This window comes from Dapis hubbardiae BLCC-M172, assembly GCF_050016015.1.
In the GTDB taxonomy this organism is placed as follows: domain Bacteria; phylum Cyanobacteriota; class Cyanobacteriia; order Cyanobacteriales; family Microcoleaceae; genus Trichodesmium.
In genome coordinates, this window is the sequence record NZ_JBNHEQ010000014.1 from 20,564 (window position 1) to 43,099 (window position 22,536).

Sequence of the window (22,536 nt, forward strand, 5' to 3'; positions counted from 1 at the left end):
GTGAATCATAATTTCTGCCGACTTCTAGAATTTTTGGGAGAAGTTGCTGAAATTTTTATGGGAAAAATAGAGGTAGATGAAATTTATGCTTTTGACTAAGGTTTGATTTTTGAGTAAGGAATAAAATTTGGTTTTGCTGAATCAGAATTTCTGCTTTCTTATTCCCTATTCCCTATTCCCTATTCCCTGATTTCCCCAATTATTGTCTCGAAATGATCTAATACAATATTAGCTTCTACAGGTAAAAAACCAAGTTCGTGCCGAATTTTTTCTTTTAGTAATTCTGTTTTTCCAGCAAATATAGGTTTTTGACTCGCTACTAAATGTGCTTCTTCAATTAAACATAAATCTTGGGAACGATATAATTTAGGTTCGGGTATTAAAGCCACAGCATATTGACTTAATACTTCTGGGTTTCTTTCGGCGGGTAGCCAATATTTTTCCCGGAGACTTTGTAGTAATTTTTCGCTTTTGACATCTTGCCAGTTATCTAATATATAGTCAAAAATATTGAGTAAAGATTCAGAGACGGAATCTACTCCAAAACGATTTGCTTTCTGAATCAAATTATCTATAGAAGTTAATAAGTCTGCCATAGTTATAATTTTTTTCATCCCTAGCTCAACAAAAAAGTTAAGCCACTCATGAGGTTTATCGGAATAAAAATTCATATCTGGAATAGCAGCTTTATTTCCCATAATTTGAGGTACTATTTCAATTTCAGGACTATATATTGATTCTATGGAGCGTAATCTTCTGTCGGTACATCGTACTAAACTTGCCGATTTAATTTCCTGTTTAAATTCGTCAAAGTTTTGACTGCTTGTTTCTAATTCTAATTCTATTTGAACTTTACCGAAGTTATCTCTAATCCAACTTAATACTATTAGTTGTTCCTCATAAGCAAGGGTAGGATATTCTGGTAACAAACAGTCAGTAATTAATCGCGCTCTACTTAAAATTGGAACGCCAATAAATTTCAAGAGTGGCAACCACTCATACTCAGTTACGCCTAATTTTAAAAGTCGGAAATTTTCGATAAATTCTGGTGGTTGATATCCTTCAGCAGGCAGATAAATATTTTCCTCATTCAGACTAACAATTTCATCGGTAACTGTTAGATATATGGGTAACTGACGTAGTTTTTCTTTGTTGGCAGGACTATATTTCTTATCCCCGTTTAACCAGGTACTATCTGCCAAGTAATTTAGCAAAGTTGTATAGTGCTGTTGCTGATAAATTGGTAAACCTTGACTTTCGTAGATTGCATATAAACTATCTAAAACATCTGGTGCTGTAACTTTCCAAATTAGTTTCTCTGGATGTATATCAAAAAAAATTAAAATAGCTTCCTCAAGTTCTTTTGATGCTTCAATTAAGTTCACGCCAAAATATTTAATTGCTGCAATAATTTTTTGGTCAATATTCTCTCTACATAACAAAGGAGTATTCATTAAACCACCTCGATAAAGTAGACCATCATTGCCAGGAATTAGTGGAACTTTATTCAACTCATCTACAGGTAAATCCCGTTTACTTACTCCAGTAAAATAACGATAAACCAAAATTAACCACTTTTCATTAGGGAGATTTTCTCCAGTAGGTTGCCACTGAGTTGAACTAACAATATTAGTTAAATTTCTGGCAACTTCAGTGGCATTCATATATGAAACTCCTTCTTTTCTGTAGAGATTTATTCCTTGACATAAATCTGAATGTAGAAACCATTCTGGATAATCGGCAAATATTTCTCTTTGCATTTCTGAAGTCGCAATAAAGATAGGATTTATTGCACCATAGCCAAATACTTCCAGAGAATTATTAGCCAAAATAGCTAATGGTAAACCCCGCAAATCTTGATAATTATCCTCCACACAATAACCAAGCATATCTATTACCCATTGCCGATTTTTCAAACTTGCTTTAGGAGCATTTTTTAATAGCAAACCTAAAGATTGATTCATCCGCAAATGATTCCTTAAATCTTCAGGTTTAAACTCAGCAATTTTACAACCAGCCTCCGCAAAAGCAGACAAAATTTTATCTGGTATTCGAGGTTCAGAAATATCAATTTCATCCGCACTTAAAGGAGCAACTAATTTGCTGTGCCAACTCTTAGGAAGCACCTTAACTTTTGCCGGAGTAATCCATTTTTTTCCAGCGATCGCCTGTTTCCGACTTTCCTCTTTTTCCGCTAAATATTCCACACCAGATTGAACAATATTTCGCTCATATAAAAGCCTAATCACAAAAATATATAATTGCTCTAGAGCTTTGCTCGTAGTAACTTTTATTGTCGGGAAAAAATCATAGAACTTTTGTGGTTGATACTTGCCAATATCCTCTACCAAAGCAGTAATTAAATTAGCATAAGCATGAGCAACAACATGACGCATAAGTAGATAATTCCAAACAGATCTAGGACGATCTTTTCCTGTTTGCCCACTATCACTACTTAAATTATCACGAGAACTATTCAAGTTAAAAAAGCCATTAACATGAATCGGTAATTCCGACTCCAAAGGTAGAGGCAAAAAACAATATATTTTCCCCTTAACTTCCCTCACATTTCCATCGCTACTACTGCTAGAAATTCGGGCAGCGGCACCCGCCCAAGGAATTACCTTTTCCTGACTTTCATACATGGCTCGAATAACTTTTGCCAGTTCCCCTTCCGCAAATTGAACTTATTGTTCTTTCTGCAGTGACAGTTTCTATTTTATGGCGGTAAGAAATTGAAACTAAACCAGTAGAATTATTTTGACACTGTTGAACTAGAGAATCGACATCATCAGGAATAGCAGATAATAATTTATTTCTAGCAGCTTCTACCTCCGAAACATTTTGAGTAACAATGCTAAGAACTTCCAATTTTTCCCCATTACCATCGGCCAGAATTTCATAAACCCGAATTTCCATAATTGATTTGAGAAATAATAGAATTTCCTCCCCAGACTTAACCAATTCCTCAATCAATTCCCTAACATTAGATTCCGTAAAAGCTTGCTTCCTAATCTCACTATCTTTTGCCTGTATTTCTGTTCTTAAAGGTAAACGAAACAAAGTTCCTTGAAAATCCTCAGTACCAAACAACAACCCACCCGCTTCATACACCCTCATAAAATCAGGATATTCCTCATACCATTTCTCAGCAAAAACATTCCATTCTCTTCCCGGTTCCTGTCGATAAGTTCCCGGAATAGCAGCACCATGAGGGTCATTTCAGTTATCAGTTATCAGTTATCAGTTATTAGTTATTAGTTATTAGTTATCACTACCTCTAGTTCAAACTAGAAGCTTGAGACACTGATTTTTATTTTTTAATATCGTTGAAAATACAGGTTTTAGACCTTATTTTTAAATCAAAAATATTAGACTTTAGCGAGAGATAAAACTAGAAAAATCGGTGACATGATAAATAGAATTAAAACCAACTCCGAAGCGACCATTTTTGTTTAAATCTTGGGATTTTTTATCGAAATATTTTGGTCTAAAGCATCCCTTTTTAAGTATATAAAAAAAGAAAATATTCTTTATTTCAATATTTCAAGACTCTTACTTTCCTACGGAATGCTGCGCAAACAGCTAGAGGTACTGATAACTGATAACTGATAACTGATAACTGAAATGACTTTGCCCTAAACTTTTAATACTCTCAAAATCTTGCTCTCGAAAAACTTGATTGTTGTAGACTAAAATTGCTGGTCTCATCAATTTTTCCATTCGATTATCTGGCAAATTTTGAAATTGATGTATCCGCCAATATAAAATAATTTCAACCCTTGTAGCTTTAGCATCATCAGCATTTTGAATTAACTCTTTGAGAATCCCCACACCCTCTGGATAATCTCGAATAATTCCTCTCAGACGAGCTATTAATGGTTCGGATTGGTAGAAGGACTTACCACCTATTTTTTCTGGATGAAATGCCATTATTTTTGTTAGTTTATCCAATTTCTTTCAACCTCGCCTTTAAAGCTGAGGTATTAGAGTAGTATACCAATTATTAAAATGAACAGCTCTAAATGTTTCCCTACTAATCATAAGTTTCTCTCTTCCTAAAAGTTACTTATCTATATAATTTGATTTCTAGATTGATTCTACTTTTGACTCTGTTGGTTTTTCTAGTAATTATCAAAAAAATAGTACGACAATCAACAGCTCTAAATTTTTGCCTACTCATCGGGAGTTTATTTCCTCCTAGAAGTTACTTATCTGTAGAATTTAATTTCTGGATTTATCCTTCGTTTTCCTCTCTTTTTCATTTCTCACTTAACAAAAGATATTTTCACAACTCTAACAGAGATGTATAGTATTAAAAAGAGAAATATAGTGTGAAACTCAGATTCAAACAAATTAAGATGAAACGGCGAAAATTTATACGTTATGCACAGACAAGTTTATTAGCTTTAATGGGAATTGGTTTAACATCTAAATTTCACAATTCTCAAGCTCAAACAGCAGAATCTTTAACTCTTACATGGTTAGGACATACTTGCTTTTTATTTGAAGGTGGAGGTACTAAAGTATTAGTAAATCCTTTTCGCCAAATAGGTTGTACTGCTGGATATCGAGACCCCAAAGTAGATACAGATTTAATCTTGATTAGCAGTAGATTATTAGATGAAGGAGTAGTAGAAGGTTTTACAAGTAATCCCCCACCACTGTTGTTATCTGAATCTGGAGTTTATCAAGTTAATGGTAGACAAATTCAAGGAATTCGCACTGCAAAAGATAGAGAAGGTGGACGAAGATTCGGCACTAATGTCGCTTGGTTATGGCAACAGGCAGGAATTAAAATTTTGCATTTAGGGGGATTGGCTAGTCCCATTGGTATAGAAGAGCGGATTTTGATTGGTCGTCCAGATTTGCTACTAATTCCTGTAGGTGGTGGCCCAAAAGCTTACACCCCCTTGGAAGCAAAACAGGTTTTGGAAGTGCTAAAACCTAGAATTGTGATTCCTACTCACTACAAAACTGAAGCTGCTGATGAAACTAGCTGTGAGATTGCTCCTTTGGAAGATTTTCTCAGTGTGATGGAAGGAAGTCCAGTCAGAGTTGTAAATCAGGACAGTATTTCCATTGCTAAATCTGATTTACCTCAAGAAGGCTTATTAATAGAGGTTTTAAGTTATAGATTCGATCAGTTATCTCCGAATTCTCTGGGAAGTAATTAAAAATAGAAACTTAAATTTTAGGTATTTATGTCTAGACGATCTTGCCATTTCTGAAAAGTTTGCTAAGATATGTAAATTAGGTTTACATTTTTTAGTAAAAGTACAGAGAAATTAAATATGAAGAGCAAAAATAGCTTAACTGTGGTACAAAAAGCGATCGCTATCTTAGGATTAGTAGGTGTTAGTGCAAGTTTCGGTTTGCCCGCAGTAGCCAACTTATCTCAGAAATCTTCTACTCAGGGAGTAGTTAACCAACCCCTACAAATTGCTGATGGTCACTCTAAGGATAAGGATATTGTTGCAACTGCTGCTGCTGCTGGTCAATTCAATACTTTAGCTGCTGCATTAAAAGCTGCTGGTTTAGTAGAAGTGCTTCAAGGAGATGGTCCATTTACAGTATTCGCACCTACTGATGAAGCATTTGCAGCTTTACCAGAAGGAACATTAGACAAGTTATTAATGCCAGAAAACAAGGATAAACTGGTACAAATTCTGACTTATCATGTAGTTCCTGGTAAGGTAATGTCTGGAGACTTAGAATCTGGAATGGTAAAAACTGTTGAAGGTAGTAAAGTTAACGTTAAAGTTTCTGATGCAGGCGTTAAAGTTGGAAAAGCTAAAGTAGTTAAAGCAGACGTACCTGCAAGTAATGGTGTAATTCATGTAATTGATACAGTAATTCTACCTCAGTAATTAATTAGCGTTATACCATTTATTGGGAATATGTGGATTAACCCCATTCCTAACTACGTTTATGAATGGGTTTTTTAATGAAGTAATACTTGCTCCGGTTTATAGAGTACCCTTTTGGGGAGATGGGGAGATAGGGAGATGGTTAGAGAGAATTTTGAAAAAGGTACTTTTAATAACCTGATTTCGTATCAGAAGTAATCCCTGAATGAGCTTGAGCATTTATAAATCTTCTAGCGGGACTTACACAAAATAGCAGCAAAAAATAAGCTCAAATATATACAGGGAGAGGTTTTTACGCCGAAGAAGTCTAAATCCTTTATTACCAAGGGTTTTAGGGATTTTTAAGGCATTGACGTAATTCCCTTGTCTAGACTGTTTTTTCCTCCGGAATGCTGCACAAACAAGCAGTTTTTGTGCAAAAAAATGTCTAAGTACCACTAGCCTATTTGCGTATTGCAATATTTGAAATATTTTTAGGATAAGTTCCAGCTTTGTACTACTGTTAATAATCTAGTTAATGAAATTGGGAAAAGAGGTGCGAAAAAGTACCTCTTGATTGAATTGATAAGCAGATTTAATCTTGTTGCCTAATATAAAATCCGGTTATACAGTAATTGCAAAACTACTTCTTCATTAAGACAAGTTTTCTATTGAATAGGAATTATATAATTTAATATTTCAAATCCAATATTTCTCCTAACTCCGCGCCTCCTGACTCCTCCGCAATACGATAACTAATTACCCGGATTCTATATAATACGGTTCAAATAAAACAAAAATTCATCTGTTTGTCTCAAAAATTATTAACTCAATGGTATTATAAGGTTTGCATAATCTAGATATGAATTATAAATATTCAACTCCCTTCCCTACTCCCTAATATTTGAATTATAAATATTCAACTCCCTATTCCCTACTCCCTACTCCCTAATCCCTAATATGAATTTAACTTTTTGCATTATTGTTAAAAATGAGGAAAAAAATTTGCCACGATGTTTGGCAAGTGTGAAAAATGTAGTCGATGAAATGGTTGTTTTGGATACTGGTTCAACAGACAAAACTCCAGAAATAGCTCAAGAATTTGGTGCAAAAGTACATGATTTTGAATGGTGTAATGATTTTGCAGCAGCAAGAAATGAATCTTTGAAATATGTCACAGGTGACTGGGTTTTAGTATTAGATGCTGATGAATATCTCTCACCAAAAATAGCTCCACATATTAGAGAAGCTATTCAGAGCGATCGCCACATTTTAATTAATTTAGTCAGAGAGGAAATAGGGGCGCAACAATCTCCCTATTCTTTAGTTTCTCGTCTCTTTAGAAATCATCCAGATATAAAATTTTCCCGACCTTATCATGCCATAGTTGATGATAGTATTTCTGAGATTTTAGCCAAAGAATCTGATTGGCAAATTGCTTCGTTGCCAGAAATAGCAGTTTTACATGAGGGTTATCAAAAGGGAGAAATTACTTCTAAAAATAAACTGGAAAGAGCAAAGGCAGCGATGGAAAGTTTTCTCAGCGATAATCCTAATGATGCTTATGTTTGTAGTAAGTTGGGAGCTTTATATATAGAAGTTGGTGAAAGAGAAAAAGGGATGGAATTATTGTTTCGAGGTTTCCAAGATTCAGAGGTAGATAAAACAGTTTTGTATGAGCTGCATTACCACTTAGGAATTGCTTATCGACAAAAGCAAGAAACAGAAATGGCAAAGCGTCATTATCAAATAGCAACAGAGTTAAATGTTTTGCCTAAATTAAAATTAGGAGCATACAATAATTTAGGTAGTTTGCTCAAAGAAGAAGGAAATTTAGAGAAAGCCAAAACTAACTTTGAAATTGCTTTACAGATAGACCCTAATTTTAAAGTCGGTCACTATAACCGAGGAATGATATTGAAAGAAATGGGTTGGTTTACCGAAGCGATCGCCTCCTATCAAAATGCAATTGAACTTGATGCTGACTATGCAGAAGCTTATCAAAATTTGGGAGTTGTATTGTTGAAGGTTGGTCAAGTAGCAGAAAGTTTAGAAGTATTTGGAAAAGCAATTAGTTTGCATGAAAAATATAACCCTCTAGAAGCAAAGCGACTTAGGGAAGTATTAGAGTCAATGGGTTTTGCGTTGTAGAGTTCTAGTAGTCGAAGTTGAAATTTTTAAGTCACTCTAGAAACAGAAGTTTCTTTTAGAGGTGGGGTTGTTTGAGTTGTAGTAACTAGGTTTAACTCAGGAGGCTCGGGATTCAACAATTCATCTTCATCTAACTCTGTAGTTCGGAAAAACTTACGCACAATTTCCACATCTGGCTCAACTTCAATCCAAAGACGCGCGCCGCCTGCCTGACTCCGATTTGGTTTATGAGGGCGATAAACAATTTTGCAATTTCCTTTAATCTCTGCTTCATGGCAACGGTCGTTACGGTTTCCTTGCTTAACGGATATTGCAGGATAGGATGTACCGTGGTCTCGGTTATGGTCAATTTCTTTTCGCAAAACATGAATAAAGGTATTGCCTGTACGTTGTCCTTTATTCCAAGTTCCATCAGGACCTCGACGACCAGGAATTACTTCTGGCATACCTCGACTATTTAGAGGAATTTTCCACCAACGTTTGCCTCTACGGGCATCTTTGATGCGACCTTGGTTTAAAAGTACCCGTAATCTTCCCGTCGAAATATTCAACAAAAAAGCTGCTTCAGTTGTACTAACCGTTTCAATAGTTTCTATATTTTCCATATTTTCGATATTTTCCATAACTATCAAAAGCAATAATGTTATTTCTACACAAAATATTGAGGTAAAGATAAAAAGTTATCTGATATTTTAAACTTTTGTCAAAGATATTAAGACAAAAAACTATAACGCATGAGTTTTAGAAAATAGATAAACTTCCTACAGTTAAGGAATAAGAATTGGGAGAGTGCAGATATTTAACCAACATAGAAATAAATTCTGAGAAAAATTTCTAGGGTTTAAGTAAGATTAAACTCCATAACCATATAATATCAGCTCTCAGAATTTTAGTATATAAAAGGTTCTACTTCCCATGCTTCTGGAAGCCAGTATCGACAAATCTTATTAAATGCTTTGAAAAAGATTTTTTTTGCTTCCTGATGTAACTTATCAACATTACGATACTTATAAACTGGTCGAATAACTTCTGCCGGGGATGTTCTGATGTTATGTTTTGCTAATAAACTCAGGATAGTTCTACCTCCTCTACCTCCTTCTCCACTGCAATTAATATTGCAACAACCTATAGCAACTAAAACTGTAATCTGTAGTAATGAATCAGGTTCTTTAACAATTAAAAATACATCTAGAAGACCTAACTCTTCTCCTTGTTCAGCTTCTCTTAATAGGGAAGATGCAGGATTTTCTGATGATTCAGCATAGATAAACCAATTAGGGGGCAGCTCTTTAGGTCTATTTTCTCCCATCAATATACAACCAACAATCGATTCTGGCTTGTATTCAATTAAAGTTAAAATTGGAATGATAGATGCTGTTATCCCTTCTTGAAAAAAAATGAACTCCATTATTGCTATTTATCAGATTTGATCGGGTTAATCAAAATTATATATTAATCGGGATTTCAAGTTAAATACAAATCCATAATTCCTAATCCATAATTCCCATTTGACTGCTCAGATATTTGAGTTAAAAATTTCATCAATCAAAATATAAATAGGCGATCGCTACCTGCCTACCTGATTCAAGAACCCATACGTTTGAGTTAAATTAGTAATTTAATCAGAGTAGGTTTGCTTGAGGAACTGAAATGATACTCCCCTACTCCCCTACTCCCCTACTCCCCTACTCCTCTACTCCTCTACTCTGCTACTCCCCTACTCCCCCACTTAACTTAAAGAGGTCGCACTAATAAAGTAATTCCCTGACGACCAATAACCGCAACTTCTTGACCAGGCTCAAGAGTCATGCTGTAACCTCTAAAAAGCATAGCAGGCCAATATGTAGTTTTATATTTAACTCTCCCAGGCTCATCAGCAGTAATTTTTTCTTCAACTACAGCAACTTCAGCTTTAGAAAACATTTTGGGAGCATCGCAACGAAATTTCTGCATTATTATTCTTCCTTATAGTATATAGTTTCAGTATTAATCTATTCAATGCCCCTGAAATTTAAAAATATTGACAAGTTGAAAGACTTAAATTTTGTCCTTAATTAGCACTACATTTTGCTTATGTGGTTTTCCGGAGGTTGCTTAGTTTGCGCCTCAGATTATTTTCTGTGGATATATATACTTATGACTTATGACCGAAAAATCAATTCAAAATTTATATATGTAGATAGGCAGAGATAAATATTATATGCTCCATCCAAGACGATAAAAATTTGCATAGCAACTTGGTAAAGTAATTAAGATTGCTTCGTCGTTCCTCCTCGCAATGACATTTCACACTTAATTAAATCCACCTACTTATCCAATGCAAAAATCATCAACTTCTCTTATTTTTACCTTTGCCCTCGTAACTTTTGGCTTTATTTTTCCTACTCCCTATTCCCTATTCCCTATTCCCTATTCCCTAAAATCAAGAATAAGGCTCTCCAAATATAACCACTGAACAAGTAATTTCAGACAAAACTTTAGTCGTAACATCACTAACAGATAATCCTCCTGCAGTACGTCGTCGCATAGAGCGTAAAATTACTAATTGATATGCTCTTGCTGCTTTACTAATCACAGGTGCAACATCATCATAACGAATAATTTTAATTCTTGATTTAACTTCAGTATTACCTTGAGAAATAAGCTGAGAAAGTTGAGAATAAAACTTATTAATTTGTGCTTCAGGAGTTTGGCGATCGCACACATGAAGTATAGTCACGGAAGCTTGATTAGTATCAGCAAAAAGTTGAGCAAATCTCACAGTTCTTAATGCTTGAGGCGTAATGTTTTTAACAGGTACTAAAATCCGATGAATATTAATCGGTTCTTCCAACAAACGCATCACAGCTACCGGGCAATGAGCAGAGTAAAATACCTGGTCTATTATATTTCCAAATAAACGAGCTTTAATACCAGTATTATTGCCCCAACTCATCACAATTAAACTAGAATTTTTTTCTCGTGCTGTGCGACTAATAGTCTTAGCAAAATTATCAGAAATTCGTGTTTCTGGAGTAGTGTCAATTTGAAAATTTTTGCTAATATCTAAAACAGAATTTAATCTTTGATAACTCTGCTGTAAAGCTATATTTAACTGAGGGGAATCCATCTTTAGATAACCTTTTACTAAGGATAAAGGAATTACTAAACCAGCTTCATGCTTTGCCAACATTGCTGCCATTTCAATCAAATATTTTGTTTGTAATGGAGAAAAATAGACTGGCACTAATACCACAAAATTATGGTTAAAATTTTCATCAACGTCTTCTGTCAAACCCTCTGGAATTTGTTGATGAGTTTCCCACCAAATCAAAGATCGATCGGATTCAATATCTACCTCTGGTAAAGAAAGTTTACTGGCAAACTTAGCAGTAATAATCGGACCTAAAATAGAAGTTACTAACATCAAAAAAATCACACTATTAAATATAGCTTCTGGCAATATCCCTACTTGCACACCCACCAATGCAGCAGCTAAAGTAGCTGCTACCTGTGGCATCGACAGAGACCACATACTCATAGTTTCATTCCAATTATAGTGATAAATTTTTTGGGCAAAAAAAGCAGCTAAAAATTTACTGCCTAGCAAACCTAGAATAATTGATAAAGTTAACTCAAAGCTAGTTAAAAATGTATTGATAAAAGCTGAAATATCCAGCAGTAATCCCATATTAACAAAAAAACAAGGAATAAATAAAACACTCCCAACAAAATTTATTTTATCCTTAACCAGACTTTTACCCACTACATCATTAACTGCTAAACCTGCCAGAAAAGAACCAACAATTTTATCAACATTAATCACAGTTGCACCTAAAGCAGCAATAAAAACAACCAACAAAATAAATAAAAATTGATTACTTTCTTGATTAGTAGTTCGCCGGAAAAATTGTTTACCTAGCCATTGAAAACCCCAGAGAATTACAACGGAATAAATAGCCAAACTTCCCAATTGAATTGTCAGACTAATTACAGAAAAATTACCAGCATTAATTGACACACAAATTGCTAAGACTAATAAAGCTGCAATATCAGTAAAAATAGTTGCCCCAATTGTTACAGTAACTGCTTGATTTCCTACTACACCCAACTGTTGTACTATCGGATAACCTAAAAGAGTATGAGAAGCAAGTAAAGAACCTGTTAAAATTGCACCATTCCAACCTAAACCAAATATTTTTGCAACTAATGTACCAGTAATAATAGGGAATAAAAAAGTCGCAACACCAAAACCAAGAGAGCGGTCTTTATGTTTTTTAAATTCTGCTAAATCAATTTCTAAGCCAGCAACAAACATCAGATAAACTTTTCCAATATCTGATAATAACTTCATTGTCTCTGTTTCTGGGTCGAGTAATTTTAATCCATCTCCACCTAAAACAATTCCTGCTACTAATAAACCCACTAATCCAGGAAGTCGGAGACGCTCAAACAGAGGGGGGAGAGTTAAAATTACTAATAAAAGAATCGTAAATGTGACAATCGGATTTTGTGAAAGCAATTTTGTTATCCTCTAATAAAAAATATCCTATTCTCTCTACTTTATAGCAATATGCTAATTTTGAAGTTTTCGTAGGATATTTTTAGAGCAATCAGAAAATAACTTATGCACAAGAAGAAAGACTTTTAAAAGAAGCGATCGCCTTAATTATGGATTTACTAAAAATTAGTTAGAATATGTTTGTAGTTTTGCTCTAGCCCCTTAAATATTTATCTTATTGTTCAAATCTTACTACGAGACTAATAACTGATACCTTATAACTGAAAAAAGGTGGTTGACAAAAAAACTTAACATGGTATTATTAAGTATAATGGGAAAGATGCGCTCATATATACGAAAATCAATTAAGCCAAAAAAGCAATATTTCCCTAACTTAACAGCAAAATTAAATTACACAACTAGGAAAACTCTAAAATAAGCCTAGGCAATATTAGGAGAAACTCTGATAACTGAAAAGTTAAGCTTTCAGCATTCAGCGGTTAGCTTATTACCTTATTACCTTTGTCAGCAGAATTAATATTAAGAGATTTCCGATTAAAGAAGCGATCGCCTTAATTATGGATTTACTAAAAATTAGTGAGAATAATTCTTTTGTTTGTAGTTTGGCTCTAGCCCCTTAAACCAATATTTAAGGGCTAGAGCCAAACTACGAGCTAAATTAAATCAGGAACAAAAGTTTACTATTTGTCCGGTTAAACTGATAACTGATAACTGAAAAATGGGGTTGACAAAAAAAACTTGACATGATATTTAAAAGGGAAAACACTGTAAAATCACCCTAGTGTTCACCCTGAACGTTTGAACGAAAAGGACAAAAATAGCAGGAAAACTTGGCTAAGGCGCTGAGGCGCAATTATTTGCACCCTGATAAATTACTAACGGCTCAATGATTTTGAGGAGAAAAACGAATGTCTAGATACGGATAGGGAAGTGATAGAGATGAAACCTTCAATTCTTTGAAGGAAATCCTTTATACCAATCCACTACTGACCCCGGAGATGGAGCAGCACATGGACAAACTTCAGGTAATTTTAAGTAATCCTGTCGTCGAGGCAGCCTATAACCAGGCTGTTGCCAATGTGGTTCCCATTATTGAGCCAGAAGGGATAAAAAATCTTTGGTTCGGTACAAGTATCGATGATTTTCTTCTGTACTTTCGTGTCTGGTTTACTTTTTTGCCTAGTCCAGACGGAGAATTAGGCGGAATTTTACCTTTCACCTATTTCTATCGTGATAACCCTGCTGCTCTCTATTTCTTAAATTACTTGAAAAGTAAGAGTGCTAATCCCCGTCAATATACTTGTGAAATCTTCGATTGGACTAAAGAATTTATCCTGATCCGTGGTCAATTTATGGATAGTCCTGATTCAACCGTCTACATTGAAGACTGGCTTAATGACCCCACAACTGGAATGGAAGACTATATTTATCCTGATTGGGGTTTCAATTCTTTTAATGAATTTTTCACCCGCGAGTTAAATCTATCTGCCAATCCACGTCCAATCCCAAACCCTCAAGATGATTCCATTGTAGTGGCTTCAGCGGACTCTCAAATTAACTTCCTAGAAGCTGATTTGACTCTCACCACTAGCCTGAAAGTCAAAACCAGGCAAATCAATGTTGCTGAACTATTTGCTGGTTCTAAATATGCCCAATATTTTGAGGGAGGAACCGCCGTCTCCTGTGCATTAATGCCATACAACTATCATCATTACCATTCCCCAGTAAATGGAAAGATTGTAGAGTCTCAAGATCTGCCTGGAATTTATAATGGTCTGAGCGATGAAACAGAGTGGTCTAATTCCAGAAATATGGCAGAAAGCTTCACGGATTTCAGTATTTTTGAGGATTTTCACCGTGCTTATTACATTATCGAAACAGAACAATACGGTTATGTTGGCTTAGTCGCTGTTGGCTTAAACACGATTAGTCGCATTATGCCCTCACTGATTCACAACGAATCAATATTCGTTTCACCAGGTGGTATGCCTATTCCCATTAAAAAAGGTGAAGAAATGGGACATTTCGCCTACGGTGGCTCTAAATATCCTACTCTTCCAAAAAGGCGTATTTAATGAGATTTCTTCAGATCTTGCTTCTGTTTTAATGGGGCAAAGTTTGGGGCGTATGTCTCCGCTTAAGGGTTAGAAACCTAAAAAATAACGGTCCGAAGTACACAGCGCCCGTTTTAACGGCTGGTTGAATAACGACACGCGGGTAATAAAGCGTAGTAAAAATCTGCTGCTATAGTTAGAGGAATAAGGAACAAGGCTTGTCGCCATGAACCGTAGAAAGCAGCGATATAATAATTATATTTTGGTTGGGTTGCCCTAGAGCTTTACCCAACCTACTTTAGTTATGACTTTTTAAACTTCCTCAGCAGCTTGAAGGATCAAACGACGAGCTACAGTTTGAACACCAGTATGTTCAAAATAATTAGTTGTCATATCAATAAATGCCGCCAAATAATCCAACTTATCATCAGCAATATCTACAAAATTTTGTAAACTATCAATAATCATTTGAGGGTCTAATCCTCGCGATGAAACTAAATTACTCATCCAACCCCTAACCGCGTCAAAACTATTACCAATAAAATCAAGTTTACCCTGAGTACCATCACCAGGAATCAAATTATTTACCCTCTGAAATAAAGGATTTTGTTGTAAACCAGCAGAACTCATGCCCCCAATAATATCTCCCACACGATTAACAAAATCAGGTCCTAGAGGAATCAACCCATCGAAACAAACCAAAGCAACCATTCGCATTAAAGAAGGACCACTATATTCTTCTGCCAAAGCTGCCGAAAAATCACCTAAACTATCCATAGTTGGCATTCCATTCAATTTGCAAAAAGCAACCAACTCCGCTACTATTTTGATGGATAAATCTATTGCTTGAGTTGTATCTGCTGATGGAGTTAACTTATTGAGGAAACTCAGGAAAGAGATTTTTTCACCAATTTTATTTGCCATTGCTGCAGCACCTAGAGCAGCATCAGCTTTATCTAGACTTTGGTAAGTCCAGATGGCATCTTGATAACCTTGAGATTCGTCGTTATATATCCACAAAGCACGTTCGCTAATTTTTTGAATCTTTTTGGATTTTTCTTCTCCAGTAATTTCACGAACTGTATTTTCAAAACCAACTAAATTATTCCATTCACCAGGTACGACGAAATCTAAGGCGCGTAATGCGGAGACTGTAATCCCACCAGTGGGTAAGTCATCGACTAATTTGATAATTGAATCGCTCATAATTTATCCTTCTGTATTAATTTTTTCCTCCATCACAACTTTGACTGGTTCCGGAGGCAATATTCTTATCCTATTTGTAATCTTATCAAGTCCAGCAAACCTTTTGTTGAGTAGCTTATACAATATAGTAATTCCCACAGTTATGAAGTACAGTTATTTTTCTTAGAGGCTGTTTGTAAAGAATTATGAAGTATTAGTAGCGATATAGCTGCCGCACTTGCTCCGCCAACCCTAACCGTTTTAACATTAAACGAATCATGGAAATATCAACCAAAGCTTCCCTATTGTGAGGATGTTCTTCATAATATGCAAGAAAGTCTACGATTACGGCCGCGCCCTCGCCAAAGTCCTTTCTACCACCCAGCGTCTGGGCAAAACTTTAAACCCTTTTTCAGTTCTGTTAACAATAGCTAATTTCCATCCACAAACCATTGCCACTGATTTCTCTAGTTTTCCTCTATAACCTTGATCTGCCCAAACAATTTTCAGATTCGGGGCATCATGTTTAGCTTGAAGAAATACAGACTTAGCTCCTTGTGTATCCTGTATATTTGCAGTATGTACAACTACACTCAGTAACAACCCTTGAGTATCTACCAATATGTGTCGTTTTCTTCCTTTTACCTTTTTACCAGCATCATAACCTCTAATCCCCCTTTTTCAGTCGTTTTTACCGACTGTGAATCAATTATACCCGCCGATGGTTCTTCAGTTCTTCCTTGTTTGATTCTGACTTTTCTTTCCTACCGAATGCTACGCAAACGTAACGTATGATTGATTTCTTTCCATACTCCACTGCGTTGCCAACGATAAAAATATGTAGCTACGGTCTGCCAAGGTGGTAAATCATGAGGAAGTGCCCGTCATGTACAGCCGTTGTGTAAAGCAACGAAAATACCATTAATAACTTCTGTTGTATCGACACTTCCAGACCTACCACCAGAATGGGGTGGAGGAATCAGGGGCCTGAAAATTTCCCACTGTTCATTGGTTAGGTCACTGGGATAGTTTTTTCTTTCCATAGGAGGGAAAATCATTACAATTATCATTGTCTTACCTTTTGCGTTATGCCGATCGCTTTCCCTTACAAAACTTTACAAACAGTCTCTTATCTTCATACTCCTCTAATTTTCTACTCACCAAAGCAAAAAAAATTTTGTACCTCACTCTTTTTGGGAATTGCTATAGCATCCCACTTTTATGAATAGATATATCTTGGAAAAATAGTAGTTTCGATTCAACTTCTGCTCCAAATATTCATCTTGTGAAGCACCACCAGAAAAAATCAGCCGTAGGAAAGTTTTACCCTTGCATTCTCCAAAAAATTATGATATTGTGTAATTAACTGGGTTAACTCGTCCTCATGCATGACTTTTTGTTCAACTAAAAAATATAACAACTGGAGAATATAGATAGAAGCGATCGCTGAGATTTAGAGTAAGATTTTACCGAATAATTAATAATTAATAGTTAATAGTTAATAATTAATAATTAAGAGTTGATAGTCAATTAATTATTCATTCAACAATTCACGCCTTAAAGTCTCCCCTGGGATAGGGGATAAATCAAAAATTTTCCTTTTAGTGAATCCTATCCGTTTTCAGAAGGGGTAATTATTAATTATTAATTGTTTTCCTGCGGAATGCTTCGCAAACGGCACCTCGTCACATGAACATTGTTAATTGCTGAACCTTGGAACTACCACCTTTTCTTATTCTTACTAATCTAACACTTATTCAACAAAAAACTACCTCTTTAGATAAAAAGCATCTCCCCAAGTTTCTCCTTCCCAATTTGTTTCAACTCTTTGAAAATTAAACCTTCCTATAAATTCATCTAGTTGCTCAACTCTGGCACAATTTTCAGATAATTCATCTGGATTAACTTCAGTCAAAATATAATCAATATTTTTCAGAGTTTCTCTACTACCTTTCAATACTTCTAACTCATATCCTTGTACATCAATAGTCAAGAAATTATAGTTTTCTTTATCCAGCTAAAATATCATCTAGTCTTACCATCTCCACAAATTCTTCTCTATCAAAAACAATCTCAGGATATTGTTCCAAATATTTTTTAGGCTGTAAAACAGAAGATGACCTTGCATTATTCGCACTTTATACATACATTTTAACTGTTTTATTTTCATTCCCTAAAGCCTTCTGATCTGAAATAACCTAACATTTTCTCCAACGTGGCTTTTAAGAATTTCAAAATTTTCAGAAAGAGGCTCAAAAAAAACTAAGTTAACTATATTTAATTTTTGATAAATTTCGTATTCCTGCCCATAATGAGCGCCAATATGGATTAATCCTTGAATTTCTAATTGATATTTATCAACAAGTTCCTGAAAATCAAGAGAGAGATTTTTGGCTCCCACTGGACCAATATTTCCAAATAGAAAGGAAGAAGGAAGAAGAGAAACTCCATAAATAAATAAATAATAGTTATTAATTAATGACGCTTTATTTTTCGCAGGTTTTGTCTGGAAATAATTCTTTTTTTGGTAATGGAGTTTTCCAACTACCAAAATCTTATACACAATTTTCTAGCGATCGCTTATTTATTAAATAAACTTGATATAGAGTTTCTCAAGTTGGTTAGATAAACTTGTCTTTTTTCTTCCTTGTTCCCTGTTCCCTAATACCTAGAATTTTGTACCTCACGCTTTTTAGGAATTGCTATAAATACTTCCTGATTAATAGAAAATCTTTTTTTCTCATTTAATAGGGTGGTAACTCCAAAGGTATTTGCCCTAATAAACCCTTGCGAAAATCATCCAAAATTCGCCTAGAAGTACGCTCAACATCTCCTTGATGAATCCGATCTGCCAGCTCATGTAAATAACCTTCACCTGTATAATTATCCACTTTTAAGCCATAACGAGAATCCAAACAAGAAGCAGAAATAAAACCATTACTATCTACTTCCAGAGACATCAAAAAATCAATCAAACTAGCAGCTATAATTTGATTATCATAAGCAGCATCCCCAATATCCTCACAAATAGCCAACTTAACCGCATCCTCTGGATTTTTAATTCTACTAGGAATTACACCAGGAGCATCTAACAATTCAATCTCATCAGAAATGCGTACCCATCTTAATTGTTTAGTCACACCAGCACGCCTCGCACTTTCAACAACCTTCCTCTTCAACAGTCTATTAATAAGAGCAGACTTACCAACATTAGGAAAACCAATTACCACAGCACGGACAGGGCGAGGTAACATCCCGCGATCACGCCGTCTTTGATTAACAGCACGGCCAGCATCCCGCGCTGCCTTGGCCACATTTTTCACTCTATCACCCAACCGAGCATTAGTAAAATAAGGGACTTCCCCTTTACTTTCAAACCATTCCTGCCATTCTTTCATAACTTCCACAGGAATCATATCCATCCGATTTAATACCAAAACTCGTGCTTTAGTACCCACCCACTCAGATACCTGTGGATGGTTAGTAGTTAGTGGGATACGAGCATCTCGAACCTCCAGAACCACATCAACTCGTTTCAGTTGTTCTTTCAGATTTCGTTCGGCCTTCGCAATATGGCCCGGATACCATTGAATAGTCATTTCAGTTATCAGTTGTCAAATAAATTTAGCTGAATCGCCGAGAAGCCCAACACCATAATATGCAGATTTGGCGACCAGATGAATCGGCAGCAAATTGAATGGGTTCAATGTCTATTCAATTTGCAAACTTCCCAGCAGAAGCTTTCGCTCTGGTTGAAAAACTTGTATTATTATTTTGCAATAACCCTGTAAATTTTCCACCATGCGGACTGCCTACCAATATAAATTAAGGCCAAAAAAAGACCAAATAGCCACAATAGAAATGTGGTTGGAATTATTGCGTCGGCAGTACAACTATCGGTTAGGTGAAAGATTCTCATGGTGGGAAGAAAACCGTTGTTCAGTTAACGCCTGCCCCTTGGTGATGCCAATTCCAAGACTCAGGGATAATCCAGATTATTATTCTCAGAAAAAAGATTTGGTCAATACCAAAGACAAGTTTCCTGAGTACAAGCTGATTCATTCCCAGGTTTTGCAAGATTGCATAAAACGGGTAAAACTTGCCTTTGATAGATGGTGGAAAGCAGACAAAAATGGACAGAAATCAGGGAAACCAAGGTTTAAGGGAAAAGGACGTTATCGCAGTTTTACTTATCCTCAGATCAAGCAAGACTGCATTCAAGAAAACAAGATAAACTTGCCCAAAATAGGCAATATCAAGTTTATTCAACATCGGCCGTTACCTGATGGTTTTCAAATTAAAACTGTAACTATTAGTCGTAAAGCTGATGGTTATTATGTGATTTTATCCCTAGAAGAAAAATCAGTTCCAGCTTTGACAAGTGAAGTTGAACCTAAATTAAAAAATACTCTGGGAATTGATATGGGGTTGAAGGAATTCTTAGTAACAAGTGAAGGAGAATCTGTCCCCATCCCTCAATACTATCGAAAATCTCAGCAGCGATTAAAGACTCTACAGAAACGTTTATCCCGTAAAAAGAAAGGTAGTAAAAGATGGTTAAAAGCTGTGAAAGCTGTTGCCAAACAATATAAAAAGGTTGCCGATAAACGTAAAGATTTTCATTTTAAAACAGCCAATGAATTGTTATTAAAAGCTGAAGTTATTGCCCATGAAAACTTAAATATTAAAGGGTTAGCAAAGACCCGTTTGAGTAAATCAATTAATGACGCTGGATGGGGCCAATTCCTGTCTATTTTGACTATCAAAGCCGGAAATGCTGGACAGAAAACTATAGCAGTGAACCCCAAAAATACTAGCCAAGATTGCTCAAAGTGTGGGGAAACAGTCCCCAAAGAATTAAACATACGAACTCATTCTTGTCCACATTGCGGCATAGTAATAGACCGCGACCTAAATGCGGCGATAAATATAAAAAATAGGGCGACAGGGCATTTCGTCCTTAAAGCTCGTGGAGCCCGATGCAATGGCAGGGCAGCGAAACGAGAAGCCTACACTAAGCTGGCGCTATAGTGTGGGAGTATGTCACATGTAGCATCTTATTGTGATTCTAGGGAAATTTTTAATGCAAATTACCAATACGATTCATTTCCGAAACCTAAAAGGAGATATTTTTGGTGGCTTGACTGCTGCAGTGGTGGCCTTACCAATGGCGCTAGCTTTCGGAATTGCTTCTGGAGCTGGTGCTGCTGCAGGGTTATGGGGAGCAATCTTAGTCGGATTTTTTGCCGCTTTATTTGGTGGCACTCCCAGTCTAATTTCTGAACCCACCGGACCAATGACTGTAATTGTCACTGCTGTGATTGCCGAATTAATGGCCGTAAATCCCGAAAGTGGTCTGGCAATGGCCTTTACTGTCGTGATGATGGCGGGTATCTTTCAAATCCTATTTGGAGTCCTGCGATTGGGGAAGTATATTACAATGCTTCCTTACAACGTCATTTCTGGTTTTATGACAGGAATTGGCGTGATTCTGATTTTTTTGCAAATTGCACCGTTTATCGGTCAAGAAACTCCCTCTGGTGGAGTAATTGGCGTGATTAAGGCTTTCCCTAATTTGATTGCCAATATTAGTCCAGGGGAAACGTTGTTAGGATTAATTACTCTAGGAATTTTGTTCTTTTGTCCCTCCAAACTAAAAAAGTTAGTTCCTCCTCAACTAATAGCTTTGGTAATTGGTACGGCGATTTCTTTTATTTTCTTTGGAAACATTGAAATTCGGACGATCGCTACAATTGGAGAAATTACCCCCGGTTTGCCACAACTGCAAATGCCTACATTTACCGCTGAAAATTTACGGTTAATGTTTGTGAATGCCATGGTTTTGGGTATGGTGGGTTCTATTGATTGCCTATTAACTTGTTTGGTTTCAGATAGTTTGACGAGAACTGAACATAAATCGAATAAGGAATTAATCAGTCAAGGGGTGGCGAATTTAATTACAGGTTTATGCGGTGGAATTGCTGGATCTGGAGCCACAACGGCAACTGTAGTTAGTATCCAAGCCGGGGGACGTACCGCTTTATCTGGGATTAGTCGTGCTTTAGCTCTATTGATTGTTGTGTTATGGGCGGCACCTTTAACTTCCGGAATTCCTCTAGCTGTATTAGCAGGAATTGTCTTAAAGGTGGGAATTGATATTATTGATTGGGGTTTCCTCAAACGGGTTCACAAAATTTCTTGGAAGGCTGCCGGAATTGTTTATAGTGTGGTACTACTCACGGTATTTGTGGATTTAATGGTGGCAGTTGCGGTGGGAGTTTTTATCGCGAATATTTTAACCATTGAACGTCTCGAAGAAATGCAATCTAATTCTGTCAAAGCTATTACTGATGCAGACGATAAAATCGTAATGACTGACGAAGAAAAGGAAATTTTGGAATTGGCAAATGGCCGAGTTTTGCTGTTTCATTTGAGCGGGCCAATGATTTTTGGAGTAGCCAAAGCGATTTCCAGAGAACATGGTGCCATTAGTAATTATGATGTATTGATTGTCGATTTGAGTGAAGTTCCAATTCTGGGGGTAACTTCTTCTTTGGCGATTGAAAATGCCATTCAAGAGGCGATTGATGCTGGACGAAATATAATTATGGTTGGAGCAACTGGAAAGGTAAAACGTAGGTTAGAAAATCTGGGAATTGCTGGCTTAATTCCAGAGAATTACTGGATGGGCGATCGCCTGACTGCACTTAAAGAAGGTTTACAAATAGTCAAGCAAAAAGAAAGCTCTGGCTATGAAGATATCCCAAAATCTGCTTTTCCCAGTTCTTGACATACT

Annotated in this window: 18 protein-coding genes and 1 pseudogene; 6 read left to right on the forward strand and 13 right to left on the reverse strand. The window is 36.0% G+C overall.

Going from position 1 to position 22,536, the window contains the following annotated elements; genetic code table 11:
• Nucleotides 1-179: 179 nt before the first annotated feature.
• The 4 genes from ACP6PK_RS01530 to ACP6PK_RS01540 all read right to left on the reverse strand — a co-directional run bounded on the left by ACP6PK_RS01530 (nucleotide 180) and on the right by ACP6PK_RS01540 (nucleotide 3,933).
• Nucleotides 180-2,645, reverse strand: a complete 2,466-nt coding sequence (locus ACP6PK_RS01530) for a hypothetical protein (protein WP_426557162.1) — start codon at nucleotides 2,643-2,645, stop codon at nucleotides 180-182.
• Complete coding sequence (locus ACP6PK_RS01535; RefSeq protein WP_472846354.1) at nucleotides 2,638-3,201, reverse strand: hypothetical protein; 564 nt, start codon at nucleotides 3,199-3,201, stop codon at nucleotides 2,638-2,640. Before ACP6PK_RS01535 ends, ACP6PK_RS01530 begins: the two co-directional genes overlap by 8 nt.
• Nucleotides 3,202-3,378: 177 nt before the next feature.
• The gene (locus ACP6PK_RS31655; protein WP_472846355.1) at nucleotides 3,379-3,543 is read right to left on the reverse strand and encodes a hypothetical protein; all 165 of its coding nucleotides are present in this window, start codon (nucleotides 3,541-3,543) and stop codon (nucleotides 3,379-3,381) included.
• A 42-nt stretch (nucleotides 3,544-3,585) separates the two neighbouring features.
• Entirely contained in the window at nucleotides 3,586-3,933 is a 348-nt protein-coding gene (locus tag ACP6PK_RS01540; RefSeq protein ID WP_426557166.1) for a hypothetical protein, read from the reverse strand.
• Nucleotides 3,934-4,361: 428 nt separating this feature from the next.
• Here ACP6PK_RS01540 and ACP6PK_RS01545 point away from each other — a divergent pair, with 428 nt between their 5' ends.
• The 3 genes from ACP6PK_RS01545 to ACP6PK_RS01555 all read left to right on the forward strand — a co-directional run bounded on the left by ACP6PK_RS01545 (nucleotide 4,362) and on the right by ACP6PK_RS01555 (nucleotide 8,000).
• Nucleotides 4,362-5,177, forward strand: a complete 816-nt coding sequence (locus tag ACP6PK_RS01545) for an MBL fold metallo-hydrolase (RefSeq protein WP_426557168.1) — start codon at nucleotides 4,362-4,364, stop codon at nucleotides 5,175-5,177.
• 117 nt (nucleotides 5,178-5,294) lie between these two features.
• Nucleotides 5,295-5,870, forward strand: a complete 576-nt coding sequence (locus ACP6PK_RS01550) for a fasciclin domain-containing protein (RefSeq protein ID WP_426557170.1) — start codon at nucleotides 5,295-5,297, stop codon at nucleotides 5,868-5,870.
• A gap of 939 nt (nucleotides 5,871-6,809) precedes the next feature.
• Nucleotides 6,810-8,000, forward strand: coding sequence for a glycosyltransferase (locus ACP6PK_RS01555; protein WP_426557172.1), 1,191 nt, complete (start codon nucleotides 6,810-6,812; stop codon nucleotides 7,998-8,000).
• A gap of 26 nt (nucleotides 8,001-8,026) precedes the next feature.
• Here ACP6PK_RS01555 and ACP6PK_RS01560 read toward each other — a convergent pair whose 3' ends face one another.
• From ACP6PK_RS01560 to ACP6PK_RS01575, 4 genes are all read right to left on the reverse strand, one after another.
• The gene (locus ACP6PK_RS01560) at nucleotides 8,027-8,623 is read right to left on the reverse strand and encodes a hypothetical protein (RefSeq protein WP_426557174.1); all 597 of its coding nucleotides are present in this window, start codon (nucleotides 8,621-8,623) and stop codon (nucleotides 8,027-8,029) included.
• Between the two features lie 266 nt (nucleotides 8,624-8,889).
• Nucleotides 8,890-9,408, reverse strand: a complete 519-nt coding sequence (locus tag ACP6PK_RS01565) for a hypothetical protein (RefSeq protein ID WP_426557176.1) — start codon at nucleotides 9,406-9,408, stop codon at nucleotides 8,890-8,892.
• 326 nt (nucleotides 9,409-9,734) lie between these two features.
• A complete protein-coding gene (locus ACP6PK_RS01570; protein ID WP_426557178.1) occupies nucleotides 9,735-9,953 on the reverse strand; it encodes an NfeD family protein in 219 nt (72 codons plus the stop codon).
• 469 nt (nucleotides 9,954-10,422) lie between these two features.
• Entirely contained in the window at nucleotides 10,423-12,501 is a 2,079-nt protein-coding gene (locus ACP6PK_RS01575; RefSeq protein WP_426557180.1) for a cation:proton antiporter, read from the reverse strand.
• Nucleotides 12,502-13,457: 956 nt separating this feature from the next.
• Here ACP6PK_RS01575 and ACP6PK_RS01580 point away from each other — a divergent pair.
• Nucleotides 13,458-14,576 (forward strand): phosphatidylserine decarboxylase, encoded by a 1,119-nt coding sequence (locus tag ACP6PK_RS01580; protein WP_426557182.1) that lies wholly within the window; start codon nucleotides 13,458-13,460, stop codon nucleotides 14,574-14,576.
• A gap of 291 nt (nucleotides 14,577-14,867) precedes the next feature.
• On the opposite strand, the gene ACP6PK_RS01585 is transcribed toward ACP6PK_RS01580, so the two are convergent.
• The 5 genes and pseudogenes from ACP6PK_RS01585 to ylqF form a co-directional block, all read right to left on the reverse strand.
• Nucleotides 14,868-15,761, reverse strand: coding sequence for a hypothetical protein (locus ACP6PK_RS01585; RefSeq protein WP_426557184.1), 894 nt, complete (start codon nucleotides 15,759-15,761; stop codon nucleotides 14,868-14,870).
• A 193-nt stretch (nucleotides 15,762-15,954) separates the two neighbouring features.
• Nucleotides 15,955-16,783 (reverse strand): annotated as a pseudogene (locus tag ACP6PK_RS01590) (IS5 family transposase).
• Nucleotides 16,784-17,508: 725 nt separating this feature from the next.
• Nucleotides 17,509-17,757, reverse strand: a complete 249-nt coding sequence (locus tag ACP6PK_RS01595; RefSeq protein ID WP_094675987.1) for an FkbM family methyltransferase — start codon at nucleotides 17,755-17,757, stop codon at nucleotides 17,509-17,511.
• A 156-nt stretch (nucleotides 17,758-17,913) separates the two neighbouring features.
• Nucleotides 17,914-18,291 (reverse strand): hypothetical protein, encoded by a 378-nt coding sequence (locus tag ACP6PK_RS01600; RefSeq protein WP_143438228.1) that lies wholly within the window; start codon nucleotides 18,289-18,291, stop codon nucleotides 17,914-17,916.
• Between the two features lie 193 nt (nucleotides 18,292-18,484).
• Complete coding sequence (ylqF, locus tag ACP6PK_RS01605) at nucleotides 18,485-19,339, reverse strand: ribosome biogenesis GTPase YlqF (protein ID WP_426557186.1); 855 nt, start codon at nucleotides 19,337-19,339, stop codon at nucleotides 18,485-18,487.
• Nucleotides 19,340-19,541: 202 nt separating this feature from the next.
• On the opposite strand from ylqF, the gene ACP6PK_RS01610 reads away from it, so the two are divergent.
• Together ACP6PK_RS01610 and bicA are read left to right on the forward strand one after the other, a co-directional pair.
• On the forward strand, nucleotides 19,542-20,771 hold the full coding sequence (locus ACP6PK_RS01610; RefSeq protein ID WP_426557188.1) for an RNA-guided endonuclease InsQ/TnpB family protein: 1,230 nt from the start codon (nucleotides 19,542-19,544) through the stop codon (nucleotides 20,769-20,771).
• A gap of 52 nt (nucleotides 20,772-20,823) precedes the next feature.
• Nucleotides 20,824-22,530 carry a bicarbonate transporter BicA gene (gene bicA, locus ACP6PK_RS01615; protein WP_426557190.1) on the forward strand — a complete coding sequence of 569 codons (1,707 nt, stop codon included), beginning with the start codon at nucleotides 20,824-20,826 and terminating at the stop codon, nucleotides 22,528-22,530.
• The last annotated feature ends 6 nt before the right edge of the window (nucleotides 22,531-22,536 follow it).

Bases quoted from the DNA above. Each gene is read 5' to 3' on its own strand.
- ACP6PK_RS01540 (WP_426557166.1), bottom strand. From the start codon at position 3,933: ATGGCATTTCATCCAGAAAAAATAGGTGGTAAGTCCTTCTACCAATCC.
- ACP6PK_RS01585 (WP_426557184.1), bottom strand. From the start codon at position 15,761: ATGAGCGATTCAATTATCAAATTAGTCGATGACTTACCCACTGGTGGG.
- ACP6PK_RS01610 (WP_426557188.1), top strand. From the start codon at position 19,542: ATGCGGACTGCCTACCAATATAAATTAAGGCCAAAAAAAGACCAAATA.
- ACP6PK_RS01560 (WP_426557174.1), bottom strand. From the start codon at position 8,623: ATGGAAAATATCGAAAATATGGAAAATATAGAAACTATTGAAACGGTT.
- ACP6PK_RS01530 (WP_426557162.1), bottom strand. From the start codon at position 2,645: ATGTATGAAAGTCAGGAAAAGGTAATTCCTTGGGCGGGTGCCGCTGCC.
- bicA (WP_426557190.1), top strand. From the start codon at position 20,824: ATGCAAATTACCAATACGATTCATTTCCGAAACCTAAAAGGAGATATT.
- ACP6PK_RS01570 (WP_426557178.1), bottom strand. From the start codon at position 9,953: ATGCAGAAATTTCGTTGCGATGCTCCCAAAATGTTTTCTAAAGCTGAA.
- ACP6PK_RS01555 (WP_426557172.1), top strand. From the start codon at position 6,810: ATGAATTTAACTTTTTGCATTATTGTTAAAAATGAGGAAAAAAATTTG.
- ACP6PK_RS01545 (WP_426557168.1), top strand. From the start codon at position 4,362: ATGAAACGGCGAAAATTTATACGTTATGCACAGACAAGTTTATTAGCT.
- ACP6PK_RS01565 (WP_426557176.1), bottom strand. From the start codon at position 9,408: ATGGAGTTCATTTTTTTTCAAGAAGGGATAACAGCATCTATCATTCCA.
- ACP6PK_RS01550 (WP_426557170.1), top strand. From the start codon at position 5,295: ATGAAGAGCAAAAATAGCTTAACTGTGGTACAAAAAGCGATCGCTATC.
- ylqF (WP_426557186.1), bottom strand. From the start codon at position 19,339: ATGACTATTCAATGGTATCCGGGCCATATTGCGAAGGCCGAACGAAAT.